Below are 15,840 nucleotides of genomic sequence, written 5' to 3'. Positions count from 1 at the left end.
CCGTGCCGGTCCGCCTCGGCCCGAAGGCCCGGCCGGCGGGGAGGGCGGGCGATGGACGGCGTGGTCCTGATCACCGGCATCATGGCGGCCGGGAAGTCCACGGTCGCGCAGGCGCTCGCCGAGAGGCTCCCGCGGGCCGCGCACGTACGCGGTGACGTGTTCCGGCGGATGGTCGTCAGCGGGCGCGCGGAGTACGGGCCCGGAGCGGCGCCGGGGAGCGAGGCGGAGGCGCAGCTCCGGTTGCGGTACCGCCTCTCGGCGGCGACGGCGGACGCGTACGCGCGGGCCGGCTTCACCGCGGTCGTCCAGGACGTGGTCCTGGGCGGGAACCTGACGGAGTACACCGGACTCGTACGGACCCGCCCCCTGTACGTCGTCGTGCTGGCGCCGCGCGCCGAGGCGGTGGCGGAGCGGGAGGCCGGGCGGGCCAAGACGGGCTACGGCGCGTGGACCGTCGGGGAGCTCGACCGCGGTCTGCGCGCGGACACCCCGCGCGTCGGGCTGTGGCTGGACACCTCCGGGCAGACCGTGGAGCAGACGGTGGACGCGATCGTGGCGGGGCGGGAACAGGCCAGGATCCGCTGAAGAAGCGCTGGTCACGGCGGTTCCGGGGCGTTGTCGGTGGTGCCCGCTAGTGTTCTCGGCAGTGGGGGAGGACCGCCGGGCGGCGGGCCGGTTTCTTCAGTGTGCCGCGGTGTCGTGGCGGTCTCCTGTGCGCATGCCGCCCGGTCCGGTCCTGCCGGGGGACTGTGAACGACGATCCACGGGGGAACGATGATCACGACGGACACCGGCACCGGCACGAGCACCGCGTCCGGGACGAGCACCGTCTCCGGCGCGAGCGCTGCCTCCGGCGCGACGGTCGGGGCCGGCACGATGACGGGGTCCGGCGCGGTGACCGGATCCGGCACGATCATCCTGCCCGAGGACGCTCTGGACCCGTACGTCACGCACCCGCCGACGCGCCGCCTGCTGACGGGACCGGGCCTGCCGGCCGACAGCGACCTGCTGACCTTCGGGGCACTGCGCGCGGGCGGGCCGCGCACCGTGGCGGAGGTGACCGGCGACCCGGTGTTCCTCCCGGCGGACCTGCGCGACCAGTTGGTGATCGGTGCGCTGCGGAACCCCGCGGGCCCGGAGACCGAGTCGGTCCTGCTGGACGGGGCGACGGGCGAGGTGTCCACCGCGTGCCTCCTCCCCGGCCGGACCGCCCCGGCGGACCGCCTCCCGCTCGCCCCCTCGCTGCGGACGCTCACGGACTTCGTGGCGGCGACGCACGAGATGGCCGGAAGACGGGGCCGGTTCGCGTCCTACGAGGGCCGGTTCGGGCCGAAGGCGGTCACCGGGATGTCCCAGCGGCTCCTCGCGCTCTTCGAGGAGTCCGCCGGCGGCGAGGTCCCGCCCTTCTGGAGGACGGTCGCGCTGGTCCGCCCGCTGGCCCTCGTCGCGGGCCCGCCCGCCGACGCGGCGCTGACGCTCGACCTGCCGGGCCGTCTGCTGGACCAGGAGTTCGGTCAGGGGCGGGTGATGCGCTTCGAGGACGTCGACTTCCCCGCGGCGCTCGCGCACGGGCCGACCCGGCGCTTCCTGCGGGAGACGGGCCTGCCCGAGGACGGCCCGCTCTTCCACCTGGACACGGACGTGCCGCTGCCGACGCTCGCCGAGTACTACGAGGACGAGCGCCCGTACGTCCTCACGCCCGACCAGCTCCCCGCGGACGCCGACCGCCTGATACGCCTCGGCGGCCTCGCCGGGGACGACAGCCTGGTCGTCGACGGCACGACGGGCGCGATCCTGGAGTGGAGCGAGCCGGACGCCAGGCTGTACGCCCTGAACACGGACGTCTCCACGCTGGCCTTCACCCTGTGGCTGTTCCACCGCGAGCGCACGATCGCCGAGTCCCTGCCCCGTGAACCGGCCGGGGAGGCCCGCGGCCACCTGCCCACGACGACGACCCGGACCCTCACTGCGGTGGACCCGACGGGCCTCACCCGGAAGGACGGCCACCACTACTGGACCCGGACCCTGACGCGGGCGCTCCGGCGCGAGACGGCCGCCGCGCTCTGACCCCTCGTGACTCCTCCGACCCCTGCGCGTCCCGCACACGCCCCGGGGCCGGCCACCCGAAGGCGGCCGGCCCCGGGCCGGACCGGAGGCCGTGGCGGGAATCGAACCCACGTGCCTCGCTTTGCAGGCGAGTCCCTAAGCCACTCGGGCACACGGCCGGACGTCGGGTCCGAGGTTCCGGGCCCGATGTGTCGACCGTAGGCCCGGAGCGGGGCGGGGCCAAGGGAACCGCCGGGGCCGCAACGGGACTGCCATGCCGCGTTCACAAAGGGGGTGGAGGGGGGACAGGGGTCAATGTCGGGCTTGCCCCTTACGCTGGCGGGTATGACCTTTCCCGAACCGGGCGACACCGGTGTCGCCGCCGCTCCGAGCGCACCGACCGAAGCCCCTGCCCCGGACGGCGTCCTCGGCCGTCCGTACCGGGCGCTGAGCATCGGGATCGTCTCCGTGGTGCTGCTCATCGCCTTCGAGGCCACGGCCGTCGGGACGGCGATGCCCGTCGCGGCACGGGAGCTCGACGGGATCCCGCTGTACGCGTTCGCGTTCTCCGGGTACTTCACGACGAGCCTGTTCGGCATGGTGCTCGCCGGGCAGTGGTCGGACCGGGCGGGCCCGCTGGGGTCGCTCACCGCGGGGATCGGGGCGTTCGCGGCGGGGCTGCTGCTCTCCGGGACGGCCGGGGCGATGTGGCTGTTCATCCTCGGCCGGGCCGTCCAGGGGTTCGGCGGTGGCCTGGTGATCGTCGCGCTGTACGTGGTCGTGGGACGCGCCTATCCGGAGCGGCTGCGGCCCGCGATCATGGCGGCGTTCGCGGCGAGCTGGGTGGTGCCGTCCGTCGTCGGTCCCCTCGCCGCCGGCGCGGTGACCGAGCACCTCGGCTGGCGCTGGGTCTTCGTCGGCGTGCCGGTGCTGGTCGTCCTGCCGCTGGCGCTCGCGCTGCCGCAGATACGGCGGCGGGCGTCCGGGCCCGAGGAGGGGACCCCCGTGGCGCCCTTCGACCGGCGGCGCATCCGGCTGGCCCTCGCCATCTCCGCGGGCGCCGGTCTGCTCCAGTACGCCGCCCAGGACCTGCGGTGGCTGTCCGTGGTCCCGGGCGTGGCGGGAGCGGCCCTGCTGGTCCCGGCGGTGCTCGGACTGCTGCCCCGCGGCACCTACCGGGCGGCGCGCGGACTGCCGTCCGTGGTGCTGCTGCGCGGGGTGGCGGCCGGGTCCTTCATCGCGGCCGAGTCGTTCGTGCCGCTGATGCTGGTCACCGAGCGGGGGCTGTCGCCGACGATGGCCGGGTTCTCGCTGGCGGCGGGCGGCGCCACCTGGGCGCTGGGCTCCTTCGTCCAGGCGCGGGCGCGCGTGGAGCCGTACCGGGAGCGGCTGATGACGCTGGGCATGGTGCTGACCGCGGCCGCCATCGCCGCCGCGCCGAGCGTGCTGATCGACGGGGTGCCGGTCTGGACGGTGGCGGTGGCATGGGGGTTCGGCTGCTTCGGCATGGGGCTGGTGATCTCCTCCAGCAGCGTCCTGCTGCTGAAGCTCTCCGACCCGGGCGAGGCGGGCAAGAACTCCGCCGCCCTCCAGATATCCGACGGCCTCGCCAACGTCGTCCTCCTCGCCGCGGGCGGAGCGGCCTTCGCGGCACTGGGCGGCGGCACGGTCGCCCACGCGGCCACCCAAGCCTCGGGCGGCCACCCGACCGCCTTCGTGGCGGTGTTCCTGCCGATGGCGGGAGTGGCACTGGTGGGAGCCTGGGTGACGACACGGCTGCGGACCGCACAGCCTGCGCGGAGCGGGTAGTACCACCATGGCCCCACTTTCCGTACCATGACGGTATGGCCATGAACCTTCGTCTGCGCGACGACCAGCAGGAGGCGCTCAAGCTGCGTGCCGAGGAGGAGGGGCGCAGCATGCACGCCGTAGTGCTCCAGGCGATCGACCGGTACCTGGAGCAGGAGACGGACCGGGCGACCGTCCGCCGGCTGGGGGCCAAGTACGCGACGGGCCACGCCGACCTGCTGCGGAGGCTGGGGGAGTAGGTGAAGTACCTCACGGCCCAGGAGGTCCTGGAGCTGGCGGAACTGGCCTGCGGGGAGCGGACGCGGGTGGCCGTGCGCGACCTCGGCCTGCTCGCCTCGGCCGTTCACCGCCCCCGGTCGCGGATGTTCGGCGTCGAGGCGTACCCGGACCTCTTCGAGAAGGCGGCGGCACTGCTCCAGTCGCTGGCCGTGAACCATCCCCTGGTGGACGGCAACAAGCGCATGGCGTGGCTGTCGACGGTGGTCTTCCTCGACTTCAACGGCACCGAGATGCTCGACGTCGACCAGGACGAGGCGTACGAACTCGTGATCGAGGTGTCCTCCGGGAAGCTGGAGGACGTGCGGATGCTCGCCGCGCGGCTGAGGGGACTGCACTCGGCGATGTGACCTGGGTCGCATCCGGCGCCGTCCCCGCATCGTCTGCGCGTCGACGTTCGCGGGCCGCCGGTAGGGTGGCCCGGTTGTCATACCCGGCTGTGCCGTCCGTCGTCCGCCATCACCCCGTCCGGCGTGGCGCGCACGGCCCCTTGTCCTCGACCACCCTCCGGAGACCGTGACTACCGCCCGCCCGTCGCCCACCGACATCCTCACTGGAGGGCCCTCCGTGCCCGCCTCTTCCGTCGCCGGTGCCTCCTCCTCGCACCACCTGTCGCCCGCGTTCCCCGGGCGGGCCCCCTGGGGCACCGCCAACAAGCTGCGCGCCTGGCAGCAGGGGGCGATGGAGCGGTACCTCCAGGAGCAGCCGCGCGACTTCCTCGCCGTCGCCACGCCCGGCGCCGGCAAGACGACCTTCGCGCTGACGCTCGCGTCGTGGCTGCTGCACCACCACGTCGTGCAGCAGGTGACCGTGGTCGCGCCGACCGAGCACCTGAAGAAGCAGTGGGCGGACGCGGCCGCGCGGATCGGGATCAAACTCGATCCCGAGTACAGCGCGGGCCCGCTGAGCAAGGAGTACCAGGGCGTCGCCGTGACCTACGCGGGTGTCGGCGTACGGCCCATGCTGCACCGCAACCGCTGCGAGCAGCGCAAGACCCTCGTCATCCTCGACGAGATCCACCACGCCGGCGACTCCAAGTCCTGGGGCGAGGCGTGCCTGGAGGCGTTCGAGCCCGCCACCCGCCGGCTCGCCCTCACCGGTACGCCCTTCAGGTCCGACACCAACCCCATCCCCTTCGTCGCGTACGAGGAGGGCAACGACGGGATCCGCCGCTCCGCCGCCGACTACACCTACGGGTACGGCTCCGCCCTCGGCGACGGCGTCGTGCGGCCCGTCATCTTCCTCTCCTACAGCGGCAACATGCGGTGGCGCACGAAGGCCGGGGACGAGATCGCCGCCCGGCTCGGCGAGCCGATGACCAAGGACGCCGTCAGCCAGGCATGGCGCACCGCCCTCGACCCGCGCGGCGAGTGGATGCCCAGCGTGCTGCGCGCCGCCGACCAGCGGCTGACCGAGGTCCGCAAGGGCATCCCGGACGCCGGCGCCCTCGTCATCGCCTCCGACCAGGACTCGGCCCGCGCCTACGCCAAGCTCATCCGCGAGATAACCGGCACCAAGGCCACCCTCGTCCTCTCCGACGACACGGGCGCCTCCAAGCGGATCGACGAGTTCAGCCACAGCGACGACCGCTGGATGGTCGCGGTCCGCATGGTGTCCGAGGGCGTCGACGTGCCCCGCCTCGCGGTGGGCGTGTACGCGACCACCATCTCCACCCCGCTCTTCTTCGCGCAGGCCGTCGGCCGTTTCGTACGGTCCCGGCGGCGCGGCGAGACCGCCTCCGTCTTCCTGCCGACCGTCCCCGACCTCCTCACCTTCGCCAACGAGATGGAGGTCGAGCGCGACCACGCCCTCGACAAGCCCAAGAAGGAGGGCGAGGAGGACCCGTACGCCGAGTCCGAGAAGGAGATGGAGGAGGCGAACAAGGAGGAGGACGAGGACACCGGCGAGCAGGAGCAGTTCGCCTTCGAGGCGCTGGAGTCCGAGGCCGTCTTCGACCGGGTCCTCTACGACGGCGCCGAGTTCGGCATGCAGGCCCACCCGGGGAGCGAGGAGGAGCAGGACTACCTGGGCATCCCGGGGCTGCTGGAGCCCGACCAGGTGCAGCTCCTGCTCCAGAAGCGGCAGGCCCGGCAGATCGCGCACAGCCGCAGGAAGCCGGACGACGAGGCGGACCTGCTCGAACTGCCCGCCGAGCGCCGCCCCGTGGTCTCCCACAAGGAGATGATGGAACTGCGGAAGAAGCTCAACACCATGGTCGGCGCGTACGTCCACCAGAGCGGCAAGCCGCACGGCGTGATCCACACCGAGCTGCGCCGCGTGTGCGGGGGACCGCCGAGCGCGGAGGCGACCGCCGGGCAGCTGCGCCAGCGGATCGCCAAGGTCCAGGAGTGGGCCACCCGCATGCGGTGACCTCCGTCGGCATGCCCTGCGCGGGGACGTCCGCGCGGGTACGGCCTGCGCGGGTACGCCTTCACGAGCGCCGGTGCCGTTCTGGCACCGGCGCTCGCGCGTGTCCTGGCGCCGGGCGCCCGTTCGCGTGCGCGCTCCGCACCGGTCCGGTGCGCGCCGCCCACATCCGGCGATAAGTGGATCAAACCATGAGTAACCGAGGGCGGTCCGTACCTGCGCCTGACCGGATTCTGGACGGAGCCTTCCGCTGAGCGAACCGGCTCGCTACTGTCCCGCTACGCACACGCCCCGTGGCAGCGCCGCCGCGGAGCGCAGCCGGTGCCCGCCCGGGAGTGCCCGGGACGCTGCCGACCGGCGGCCTCTGACGCGCGTCGCCGACGGGACCGGCGACGTATCCGCCGCGTAGGGGGGCCGCCGACTCTCACCACTAAGGAGTGGGCGTCGTGACCGCGGAGACCTCCCAGACGCTCGACCGGGGACTGCGCGTCCTCAAGCTGCTCGCCGACACCGACCACGGGCTGACCGTCACCGAGCTGTCCAACAAACTCGGAGTCAACCGGACCGTCGTGTACCGGCTGCTCGCCACGCTGGAACAGCACGCCCTCGTGCGCCGCGACCTCGGCGGCCGGGCCCGGGTCGGGCTCGGGGTGCTGCGGCTCGGCCGGCAGGTGCACCCGCTGGTCCGCGAGGCCGCGCTGCCCGCGCTGCGGTCGCTGGCGGAGGACATCGGAGCGACCGCCCACCTCACGCTGGTCGACGGTACGGAGGCGCTCGCCGTCGCCGTGGTCGAGCCGACGTGGACGGACTACCACGTGGCCTACCGGGCCGGGTTCCGGCACCCACTGGAGCGGGGGGCCGCCGGCAAGGCGATCCTCGCCGCCCGGGCCGGGGCCCCGGACGGGCCCGGCTACACCCTCACGCACGGGGAGCTGGAGGCCGGGGCGAGCGGGGCCGCGGCGGCGCTGATCGGGGTGACGGGGGTCGAGGGGAGTGTGGGGGTGGTGATGCTGGCGGACGCCGTGCCGGAGCGGGTGGGGCCGCGGGTCGTCGACGCGGCCCGGGAGGTGGCCGACGCGCTGCGGTGACCCTGGTGGGTGCCTTGGCGGGCGACTTGGCAGGTGCCTTGGCGGTTGCCCCGGCGAGCGGCCCGGGGTGGTGTGCCGGGTGGGGGTCGGAGGTGGCTGGTCGCGCGGTTCCCCGCGCCCCTGAGGGTGTCGGTCGTGGCCGGTGTTTGAAGAGGGCGGGTCGGATGGGGCTGGTCGCGCGGTTCCCCGCGCCCCTGAGGGTGTCGGTCGTGGCCGGTGTTTGAAGAGGGCGGGTCGGATGGGGCTGGTCGCGCGGTTCCCCGCGCCCCTGAGGGTGTCGGTCGTGGCCGGTGTTTGAAGAGGGCGGGTCGGATGGGGCTGGTCGCGCGGTTCCCCGCGCCCCTGAGGGTGTCGGTCGTGGCCGGTGTTTGAAGAGGGCGGCCCCTGGCGGGGGACGGTCTCGCGTTAGATTGATTCCGTGCTTTCTCGCCTCCCGCGCCTTTCTCGCCTTCGGGCCGTTGCCGTCTGTGCCGTTCCCGTGGTGGTTCTGGTCGGTGCGGCGGCGTTCGTGCCGTTGCCGTTCTCGCTGGCCCAGCCCGGTATGACGGCGGACGTCCTCGGTGAGAACAAGGGCGAGCCGGTGATCACGATCTCCGGCGCGAAGAGCCGCGGGACGAGCGGGCAGCTGCGGATGACGACCATCGAGGCGACGGGCCCGGACGCGCACATCGGCCTCGGTGACGTGCTCGACGGCTGGTTCCGCACGGACCGTGCGGTCATGCCGCGCGACGCGGTCTACCCCAACGGGGACAGCGTCAAGGAGATCGAGGAGTACAACGCCGAGGAGATGCGCGAGTCCCAGGACACCGCCACCGAGGCGGCCCTGGACCACCTGGGCGAGCGGTCGGACGACATCGAGGTCGCCCTGGAACTCGCCGACGTGGGCGGCCCGAGCGCCGGCCTGCTCTTCTCCCTCGGCATCGTCGACAAACTGGACGGCGACGGCAGCGGCGGCGACCTCACGGGCGGCCGGGTGATCGCGGGTACGGGGACGATCGACGCCGACGGGAAGGTCGGCGCGGTCGGCGGGGTGGCCCTCAAGACCCAGGCCGCCCGCCGCGACGGCGCGACGGTCTTCCTGGTCCCGAAGGCGGAGTGCGCGGACGCGCAGTCCGAGCTGCCGGAAGGGCTCCGCCTCATCCCGGTGACGACACTGAAGGGCGCCGTGGACTCCCTGGTGGCGCTGGAGAGGGGACGGGGCTCCGTCCCCTCCTGCTAGCTGCCCCTCCTCCCGGCTCCCCCGACTCCCCCCGGCCCCCTGACTCCTCCTGGTCTTCCTCCTCCTAGCCCTCCTTCACGAAGCCCTCCGTCTTCATCCAGTCCAGCGCCACCGCGTGCGGGTCCTCGCCGTCGACGTCCACCCTGGCGTTCAGCTCCCGTGCCACCTCGTTGTCCAGGCGCTCGGTGACCGGGGCGAGGACCTCGGCGATCTGCGGATACTTCTCCAGGGTCCTGGAGTTGATCTGGGGAGCCGCGTTGTAGTGGGGGAAGAACCCCCTGTCGTCCGCCATCACCACGAGCCCCATGGACTTGATGCGCCCGTCGGTGGTGAAGACCTCCCCGTAGGTGCAACTCCCCTTGGACACCTGGGTGTAGATGATCCCGGTGTCCATCTGCGTGACGTTCCCGGCGGGCAGTCCCATCCCGTACGTCCGCTGCAGACCGGGCAGCCCGTCCGCCCGGTTGGCGAACTCGCCCTCCACGCAGACCGTGACGGCCCCGGGGTCCGACTCCGCGAGGTCGGCGACGTCGGAGAGCGTCCTCGTGCCGTACTTCTCGGCGGCGGCCCGGTTCATGGCCAGCGCGTACGTGTTGTTCAGCGCCGACGGCGCCAGCCAGGTCAGCCCGTTCCTCCGGTCGGCGTCGCGCACGGCCTCCCACTGCCGGTCCGGTTCCGGGAGGGGATCGCTGTTGCCCAGGTAGGTGATCCAGGCGGTGCCCGTGTACTCGTACGAGGCGTCCGCGTCCCCGCCCCTGACCGCCTCCCGGGAGCCGACGGACCCCTGGATGCCCGTGCGGTCCAGGACCTCGGCGCCGGCCGCCTGGAAGGCGATGCCCATGATCGCGCCGAGCACGAGCTGCTCGGTGAACTCCTTCGACGTCACGGTGAGCTCGGCGCCCTTCAGCGGCTGCCCCCGCCCGACCGACCCCGGCCGCACGTCGTCGACCATGGGCGAACCGCTGGTCAGCCCGCACCCGGAGACCGCCGCCAGCAGCGCCCCGGCCGCCACCAGAGCCGTACGCCGCCGTCCCGTGCACCACCCCGTACGCCGTCCCGTGCTCATGCGCCCGCCTCCAGGCCGCGCGGACCGAGCAGCAGTTCCGCCAGCGACGCCAGCCAGTCGACCAGCAGTGCCAGCGCGACGGTCAGGATCGAGCCGAGGAGCAGCACCGGCATCCGCTGACTGGTGATCCCGGTCGTGATCAGCACGCCGAGCCCGCCGCCCCCGCCGAAGGTGGCGAGCGTCGCCGTGCCCACGTTCAGGACGAGCGCGGTCCGCACCCCCGCGAGGATCAGCGGTACGGCGAGCGGGAGCTCGATCCGGCCCAGCACGCCCAGCGGTGACATGCCGATGCCCCGTGCGGCCTCCAGGAGCGTCGGGTCGTTGGCCTTCAGCCCGGCGATCGTGTTCGACAGGACCGGCAGGACGGCGTACGCGATGATGCCGATCAGAGCCGCCCGGCGCCCGATGCCCAGCCAGATCACCAGCAGGGCCAGCAGACCGATCGCGGGCGTCGCCTGTCCGGTGTTGGCGAGGGCCGTCACCACCGGGGCCGCCCCGCGGAAGGCCCCGCGCGTCAGCAGGACGCCCAGCGGGATCGCGATGACCAGCACGAAGAACGTGGAGATCACGGTCAGCTCGACGTGCTGGCGCAGCGCCTTCCAGACCTGGCCGTTCGAGAGCGCGTTCTCGGAGAGCGGGTCCAGGTCCGCCTGCCGGAACCAGAGCCAGGTGGCGAACAGCCCCGCCACCAGAACGGCGGGCAGGAAGGTCAGCTTCCGCCACCCGATGCGGGGCACGTACGCCCCGGCGGGCCCCTCGCCGAACACGGCCTCCCGCCCGGCCTCCCGCCCGGCCTCCGGAGCGGCCTCCCGCCCGGCCCCCGGACCCGCGTGCCCCGGGCCGACCCCGCCGCTCACGCTCCCGCCTCCCCGCGGGCCGCGCCCTCCTGCGCGTGGCGGGTCTGCTCGCCGCGCGCCTCCTCCAGTTCGTGCCGGTGCTCCACCGCGTCGAGCCGGTCGGCCTCCAGCAGTTCGCGCACGGAGTTCATCAGCGTCTCCATGTCGACCACGCCGGTGTACTCCCCGCGCCGCCCGGTCACCACGACCCGCCCCGCGTTGTCCGTGAGCACGGCCTCCAGCGCGTCCCGCAGCGTCGCGTCCCGGGTGACCGTGTCGTTCACCGGCGTGCCGGCCCGGGCCAGCGAGCCCCGGGCGCGCATCAGGTCCCCGCGCCGCAGCCACTTGTGGGGCCGCCCGTGCCGGTCGAGCAGCAGGATCTCGTTCGTACCGCTCGCCCTGACCCTGTTGAAGATCTCCTGAAGCGGGTCGTCGACGGTCACGGTCGGGTAGCCGGTGATCTCCACGTCCCGTACGCGGGTCAGGTTCAGCCGCTTCAGTGCGGCGCCGGCGCCCACGAACCCGGACACGAAGTCGTCGGCGGGGTTGGTGAGGATCGCCTCCGGGGTGTCGAACTGCGCGATGTGCGATCGCTCCCGCAGCACCGCGATCCGGTCACCCAGCTTGATGGCCTCGTCGAAGTCGTGCGTGACGAACACGATGGTCTTGTGCAGCTCGTGCTGGAGCCGGATCAGCTCGTCCTGGAGGTGGTCGCGCGTGATGGGGTCGACGGCACCGAACGGCTCGTCCATCAGCAGCACGGGAGGGTCGGCGGCCAGCGCCCGCGCCACCCCCACCCGTTGCTGCTGGCCGCCCGACAACTGGCGCGGGTAGCGTCCGTGGAACTCACCGGCGTCGAGGCCGACGAGGTCCAGCATCTCCTCGACCCGGTCCGCGATGCGCGCCTTCGACCAGCCCGTCATCCTCGGTACGAGGGCGATGTTCTGGGCGACCGTCATATGCGGGAAGAGTCCCGAGGACTGGATGGCGTACCCGATCTTGCGCCGCAGCTTCACGGGATCCATGTGGGTGACGTCCTCGCCGCCGATCCGGATCCGCCCGCCCGTGGGCTCGATCAGCCGGTTGATCATCTTCAGCGTGGTGGACTTCCCGCACCCCGAGGGGCCCACGAGGACGACGAGCTCACCCGCGTCGATCTGCATGGTGACGCCGTCCACCGCGGGGGCGGGGTTCCCGGGATACCGCTTGCTGAGGTCCTCCAGCCGGATGGTGGCCCCGGTGGCCCCGGCGTCCCCGGTGGCTCCGGCGACTTCTGTGGCTCCTGTGGTCCCGGCGGTCCGGGCCGTCTCAGACACGGATCCCCCTGGGGACGGTCAGCCGCCCGACGACGACGTACGCGGCGTCGAACAGCAGCGCGAGGACAATGATCCCGAGCGTGCCCGCGAGCACCTGGTTGAGCGCGTTCCTGCTGCCCAGGGAGGCGATGCCGCGGAAGATCTCGTTGCCGAGCCCGGGACCGGAGGCGTACGCGGCGATGGCGGCGATGCCCATCAGCATCTGCGTGGAGACCCGGATCCCGGTCAGGATCGGCGGCCAGGCCAGCGGCAACTCGACCCGTACGAGCCGGGCCGGGCGCGACATCCCGATCCCGGTCGCCGCGTCCACCAGCGAGGGGTCGACCCCGCGCAGCCCGACGATCGCGTTGCGGACGATCGGCAGCAGCCCGTACAGGGTCAGGGCGATGACCGTGGGCGGGACTCCGAGCCCCACGACCGGGATCAGCAGACCGATCATGGCGAGCGAGGGGATCGTCAGCAGGGTCGTGGTCGCCGTCGTGGCCAGGGTCCCCGCCCAGTCGCTGCGGTAGGTGAGCACCCCGATCGCGACGCCCAGGACGGTCGCGACGACCATGCACTGGAGGACGGCACTGGCGTGCTGGTAGGCGTCGGCGAGGAGCTGCTGATGGCGACTGCCGAGGTAGTCCCAGAAGTTCACCCGCAGTCACCCCGCTCACTCGCTCGCTCGCCTGCCCGTCCAGTGGTCGTCGTCCCTCGCGGCCTGCTCCACCAGCGGGATGATCCGCAGCGGGACCGGGTTCTCCATGACGATCGCCGTGGAGGCCCGGACGATGCCATCAAAACCGACGACCCGGTCGATCACCCGCTGAAGATCGGCGTTGGACCGGGCCACGAGCCGGCACAGCATGTCCCCGCCGCCCGTGGTCGTGTGCAGCTCCAGCACCTCGGGCACGGTCGCCAAGTGCGCGCGCACGTCCGCTCCTTGACCCTGCCGGATCTCCAGGGTCGCGAACGCGGTGACGGGGTAGCCGAGGGCTCCGGGATCCACCTGCGGCCCGAACCCCCGGATGACTCCGTTCGACTGAAGCCGGTCCAGCCGCGCCTGCACGGTCCCGCGCGCGACCCCGAGCCGGCGGGACATCTCCAGCACACCGATCCGCGGCTCCCGGGCCAGCAGCACGATGAGCCGCCCGTCCAGACGATCGATCGCCACAGGACCTCCACGATGGTCATCATGTACACAACGCACGGTCGGTGAACCCATCCACTGCACAAGTTGCCCAGTGATTCCACAAACTATTGCGCACCTTGTGGAACAGGGGGAACCTGCGGCCATGACTCAGACAACCCACCACACCCCCGACACCGCGCGGCAGGCAGACCCCTTCCCGGTCAAGGGAATGGACGCGGTCGTCTTCGCCGTGGGCAACGCCAAGCAGGCGGCGCACTACTACTCCACGGCCTTCGGCATGAAGCTCGTCGCCTACTCCGGACCGGAGAACGGCAGCCGGGAGACCGCGAGCTACGTGCTGGAGAACGGCTCCGCCCGGTTCGTGTTCACCTCGGTCATCAAGCCCGCCACCCCCTGGGGCCACTTCCTCGCCGAGCACGTGGCCGAACACGGCGACGGCGTCGTGGACCTGGCGATCGAGGTGCCGGACGCCCGCACCGCGTTCGCGTACGCCGTCGAGCACGGGGCCCGCCCCCTCGCCGAGCCGTACGAGGTGAAGGACGAGCACGGCACGGTCGTCCTGGCCGCGATCGCCACGTACGGCAAGACCCGCCACACGCTGGTGGAGCGCACGGGCTACGAGGGCCCGTACCTCCCCGGTTACGCGGCCGCCGCGCCGATCGTCGAGCCGCCCGCGCAGCGCACCTTCCAGGCCGTCGACCACTGCGTGGGCAACGTCGAGCTGGGCCGGATGAACGAATGGGTCGGCTTCTACAACAAGGTCATGGGCTTCACGAACATGAAGGAGTTCGTGGGCGACGACATCGCCACCGAGTACAGCGCCCTGATGTCCAAGGTCGTCGCCGACGGCACGCTCAAGGTCAAGTTCCCGATCAACGAGCCCGCCGTCGCCAAGAAGAAGTCGCAGATCGACGAGTACCTGGAGTTCTACGGCGGCGCGGGCGTCCAGCACATCGCCCTGAACACCAACGACATCGTCGCCTCGGTCCGCGCGATGCGCGCCGCGGGCGTGCAGTTCCTGGACACCCCGGACTCCTACTACGACACCCTCGGCGAGTGGGCGGGCGAGACCCGCGTCCCCGTGGAGACCCTGCGCGAACTGAAGATCCTGGTCGACCGCGACGAGGACGGCTATCTGCTCCAGATATTCACCAAGCCGGTCCAGGACCGTCCGACCGTCTTCTTCGAGATGATCGAACGCCACGGCTCGATGGGCTTCGGCAAGGGCAACTTCAAGGCCCTCTTCGAGGCGATCGAACGAGAGCAGGAACGCCGGGGCAACCTCTGATCACCCCTTGCCCCTGAGCCACCCCCTGCGGCCCCGCGACCCCCACCGCGGGGCCGCCCCCCGTCACCCTCCCGCTCCCGCGGGGGCCGTACGAACGGGAGCGGGCCGTGCCGGTACGTCGCAGTCCGCCGCGAGGTCACACGCGTCGAGTTCGCGCAACACCTTCGAGGCGACCGGCGCGAGAACGGGCGAGAACGCCGGATCGATCCGCAACGCCTCCTCGAGATGCCGCCGGGCCGCCCCGAGCGCCCCCGTCTCCCGCTCGGCCATCCCCCGGTGGAACGAGTACAGGGCGACCCGCGCCGCGCCCCCGCGCCGCCGGTCCGTCGCCCGCCGGGCGAGGACGAGCGCCTCCTCGTCCTCCCCGGCCCGGTGCAACGCCCACCCCAACGCGTCCGCCACCGCCGCGGAAGGATGCCGCGCCCACTCCGCCCGCAACCGCCGCACGGCCTCCCGCGCGCCCCTCGGACCCCCGTGGTCCGCCTCGAACAGCCCGAGCAGCAGCTCCTCGCTCACCCCTCCCGCACGCCCCTCCCGCACCCGCGCCCGCACCACGTCGTACTGGGCCCGCGCGGCCCCGCTCATCCCCAGCGACTCGTACAGCTCGCCGAGCTCCAGCGCGTACCGCGGCAACGGCCGTGTCACCATCGCCCACTGATACGCCCGCAGCGCCTCCGAGTGCCGCCCCAGCGCGGCCAGCGCCCGGCCCCGCCCGGCCCGCGCCGCGTGCTCACCGGGCTCGGCCCGCAGCGCGGCGTCGAAGGCGCGCAACGCCTCGGCGGGCTCCCCGCGCTCCTGGGCCAGCTCCCCGATCCGCACGAGACAGCCGGCCCGCTCGGCCGGAGTGGAGGCGAGCGCCGCCGCGTCGGACAGCGCGGCGGCGGAGTCCTCGACCCGCCCCCGGTCCCGGTGCACGAGCCCGGAGACGGTCAGCACACGCACCCTGGGCGCCCGGCCTCCCGGCGGGAGCCCGGCGAGCCGGGTCAGCGCCTTGCGCGCGGCCTTGTGGTCGCCTAGTCCCCGGTACGCGTCGATGAGCGGCGGGTACGCGGTCCACCGCCCGGGCGAGGCGGCCACCGCGGCCTCGCCCCACTTCCGCGCGGCCCGGAAGTCGTGCCGGGCGTTGGCGAGCACGGCGAGCCCCCGCAGCGCCTCGGTGTTCGCCTTCGGCCGGCCCTTCAGCGACCTGCGCAGCGCCGTCTCGGCCTTCGGGTAGTACCCGGGCTCGGCGGTCCGCCCGCCCCGCTCCACGTACGCCGTGCCGAGCTCGGCCCAGGACCGCGCGTCACCCGGTCGGGCCCGCAGGCGCGCCTCGCGGTCGGCGATGAGCGCGGCCAGGTCGGGCAGCGAGGCGGGCGCCCCGGTCCCGACCGCGCCGGCGGCGCGCGCGACGG

General features: G+C 73.0%; 15 protein-coding genes and 1 tRNA gene. 9 read left to right on the top strand and 7 right to left on the bottom strand.

The window, feature by feature from the left end:
• Nucleotides 1-51 precede the first annotated feature (51 nt).
• Both KM933_RS28325 and KM933_RS28320 read left to right on the top strand, forming a co-directional pair.
• Entirely contained in the window at nt 52-585 is a 534-nt protein-coding gene (locus KM933_RS28325) for an AAA family ATPase (protein WP_221357360.1), read from the top strand.
• Between the two features lie 291 nt (nt 586-876).
• Entirely contained in the window at nt 877-2,067 is a 1,191-nt protein-coding gene (locus KM933_RS28320) for an SUKH-4 family immunity protein (protein ID WP_221357453.1), read from the top strand.
• Between the two features lie 86 nt (nt 2,068-2,153).
• Here the strand turns inward: KM933_RS28320 and KM933_RS28315 are convergent.
• Nucleotides 2,154-2,225 (bottom strand) — tRNA-Cys (locus KM933_RS28315).
• Nucleotides 2,226-2,391: 166 nt separating this feature from the next.
• Between KM933_RS28315 and KM933_RS28310 the strand changes: the two genes are divergently transcribed.
• From KM933_RS28310 to KM933_RS28285, 6 genes are all read left to right on the top strand, one after another.
• Nucleotides 2,392-3,855 (top strand): MFS transporter, encoded by a 1,464-nt coding sequence (locus KM933_RS28310; protein WP_221357358.1) that lies wholly within the window; start codon nt 2,392-2,394, stop codon nt 3,853-3,855.
• Nucleotides 3,856-3,896: 41 nt separating this feature from the next.
• Entirely contained in the window at nt 3,897-4,094 is a 198-nt protein-coding gene (locus KM933_RS28305) for an Arc family DNA-binding protein (protein ID WP_221357451.1), read from the top strand.
• Entirely contained in the window at nt 4,095-4,481 is a 387-nt protein-coding gene (locus KM933_RS28300) for a type II toxin-antitoxin system death-on-curing family toxin (protein ID WP_221357357.1), read from the top strand.
• A 217-nt stretch (nt 4,482-4,698) separates the two neighbouring features.
• Entirely contained in the window at nt 4,699-6,501 is a 1,803-nt protein-coding gene (locus KM933_RS28295; protein WP_221357339.1) for a DEAD/DEAH box helicase, read from the top strand.
• Between the two features lie 443 nt (nt 6,502-6,944).
• Entirely contained in the window at nt 6,945-7,586 is a 642-nt protein-coding gene (locus KM933_RS28290) for an IclR family transcriptional regulator (protein WP_173894883.1), read from the top strand.
• A 418-nt stretch (nt 7,587-8,004) separates the two neighbouring features.
• Nucleotides 8,005-8,805 (top strand): S16 family serine protease, encoded by an 801-nt coding sequence (locus KM933_RS28285; protein WP_221357338.1) that lies wholly within the window; start codon nt 8,005-8,007, stop codon nt 8,803-8,805.
• A gap of 64 nt (nt 8,806-8,869) precedes the next feature.
• On the opposite strand, the gene KM933_RS28280 is transcribed toward KM933_RS28285, so the two are convergent.
• Genes KM933_RS28280 through KM933_RS28260 form a run of 5 tightly spaced genes read right to left on the bottom strand, consistent with a single transcriptional unit; the run spans nt 8,870 to nt 13,179 of the window.
• Nucleotides 8,870-9,871: a glycine betaine ABC transporter substrate-binding protein gene (locus KM933_RS28280; RefSeq protein ID WP_221357337.1), complete on the bottom strand. Its 1,002-nt coding sequence runs from the start codon at nt 9,869-9,871 to the stop codon at nt 8,870-8,872.
• Nucleotides 9,868-10,728, bottom strand: coding sequence for an ABC transporter permease (locus tag KM933_RS28275; protein WP_221357336.1), 861 nt, complete (start codon nt 10,726-10,728; stop codon nt 9,868-9,870). The genes KM933_RS28280 and KM933_RS28275 overlap by 4 nt, the downstream gene beginning before the upstream one ends.
• Nucleotides 10,725-12,023, bottom strand: a complete 1,299-nt coding sequence (locus KM933_RS28270; RefSeq protein WP_221357330.1) for a betaine/proline/choline family ABC transporter ATP-binding protein — start codon at nt 12,021-12,023, stop codon at nt 10,725-10,727. The genes KM933_RS28275 and KM933_RS28270 overlap by 4 nt, the downstream gene beginning before the upstream one ends.
• Entirely contained in the window at nt 12,016-12,663 is a 648-nt protein-coding gene (locus tag KM933_RS28265; protein ID WP_221357329.1) for an ABC transporter permease, read from the bottom strand. Before KM933_RS28265 ends, KM933_RS28270 begins: the two co-directional genes overlap by 8 nt.
• A gap of 15 nt (nt 12,664-12,678) precedes the next feature.
• Entirely contained in the window at nt 12,679-13,179 is a 501-nt protein-coding gene (locus KM933_RS28260; protein ID WP_221357328.1) for an Lrp/AsnC family transcriptional regulator, read from the bottom strand.
• 121 nt (nt 13,180-13,300) lie between these two features.
• Between KM933_RS28260 and hppD the strand changes: the two genes are divergently transcribed.
• Nucleotides 13,301-14,446, top strand: a complete 1,146-nt coding sequence (gene hppD / locus KM933_RS28255; RefSeq protein ID WP_221357327.1) for a 4-hydroxyphenylpyruvate dioxygenase — start codon at nt 13,301-13,303, stop codon at nt 14,444-14,446.
• A 63-nt stretch (nt 14,447-14,509) separates the two neighbouring features.
• On the opposite strand, the gene KM933_RS28250 is transcribed toward hppD, so the two are convergent.
• A partial coding sequence (locus KM933_RS28250; RefSeq protein WP_221357326.1) for a tetratricopeptide repeat protein occupies nt 14,510-15,840 on the bottom strand: 1,331 nt, incomplete at its 5' end.

It is taken from the genome of Streptomyces beigongshangae, from assembly GCF_019710745.1.
Lineage (GTDB): Bacteria > Actinomycetota > Actinomycetes > Streptomycetales > Streptomycetaceae > Streptomyces > Streptomyces beigongshangae.
Note: the sequence above shows the minus strand (reverse complement) of the source record. Positions and strands in the feature narration are given on the sequence as shown.

What these genes read in the sequence shown, in the direction of transcription:
- KM933_RS28325 (WP_221357360.1), top strand. Translation starts at nt 52, where the DNA reads ATGGACGGCGTGGTCCTGATCACCGGCATCATGGCGGCCGGGAAGTCC.
- KM933_RS28320 (WP_221357453.1), top strand. Translation starts at nt 877, where the DNA reads ATGACGGGGTCCGGCGCGGTGACCGGATCCGGCACGATCATCCTGCCC.
- KM933_RS28310 (WP_221357358.1), top strand. Translation starts at nt 2,392, where the DNA reads ATGACCTTTCCCGAACCGGGCGACACCGGTGTCGCCGCCGCTCCGAGC.
- KM933_RS28305 (WP_221357451.1), top strand. Translation starts at nt 3,897, where the DNA reads ATGAACCTTCGTCTGCGCGACGACCAGCAGGAGGCGCTCAAGCTGCGT.
- KM933_RS28280 (WP_221357337.1), bottom strand. Translation starts at nt 9,871, where the DNA reads ATGAGCACGGGACGGCGTACGGGGTGGTGCACGGGACGGCGGCGTACG.
- hppD (WP_221357327.1), top strand. Translation starts at nt 13,301, where the DNA reads ATGACTCAGACAACCCACCACACCCCCGACACCGCGCGGCAGGCAGAC.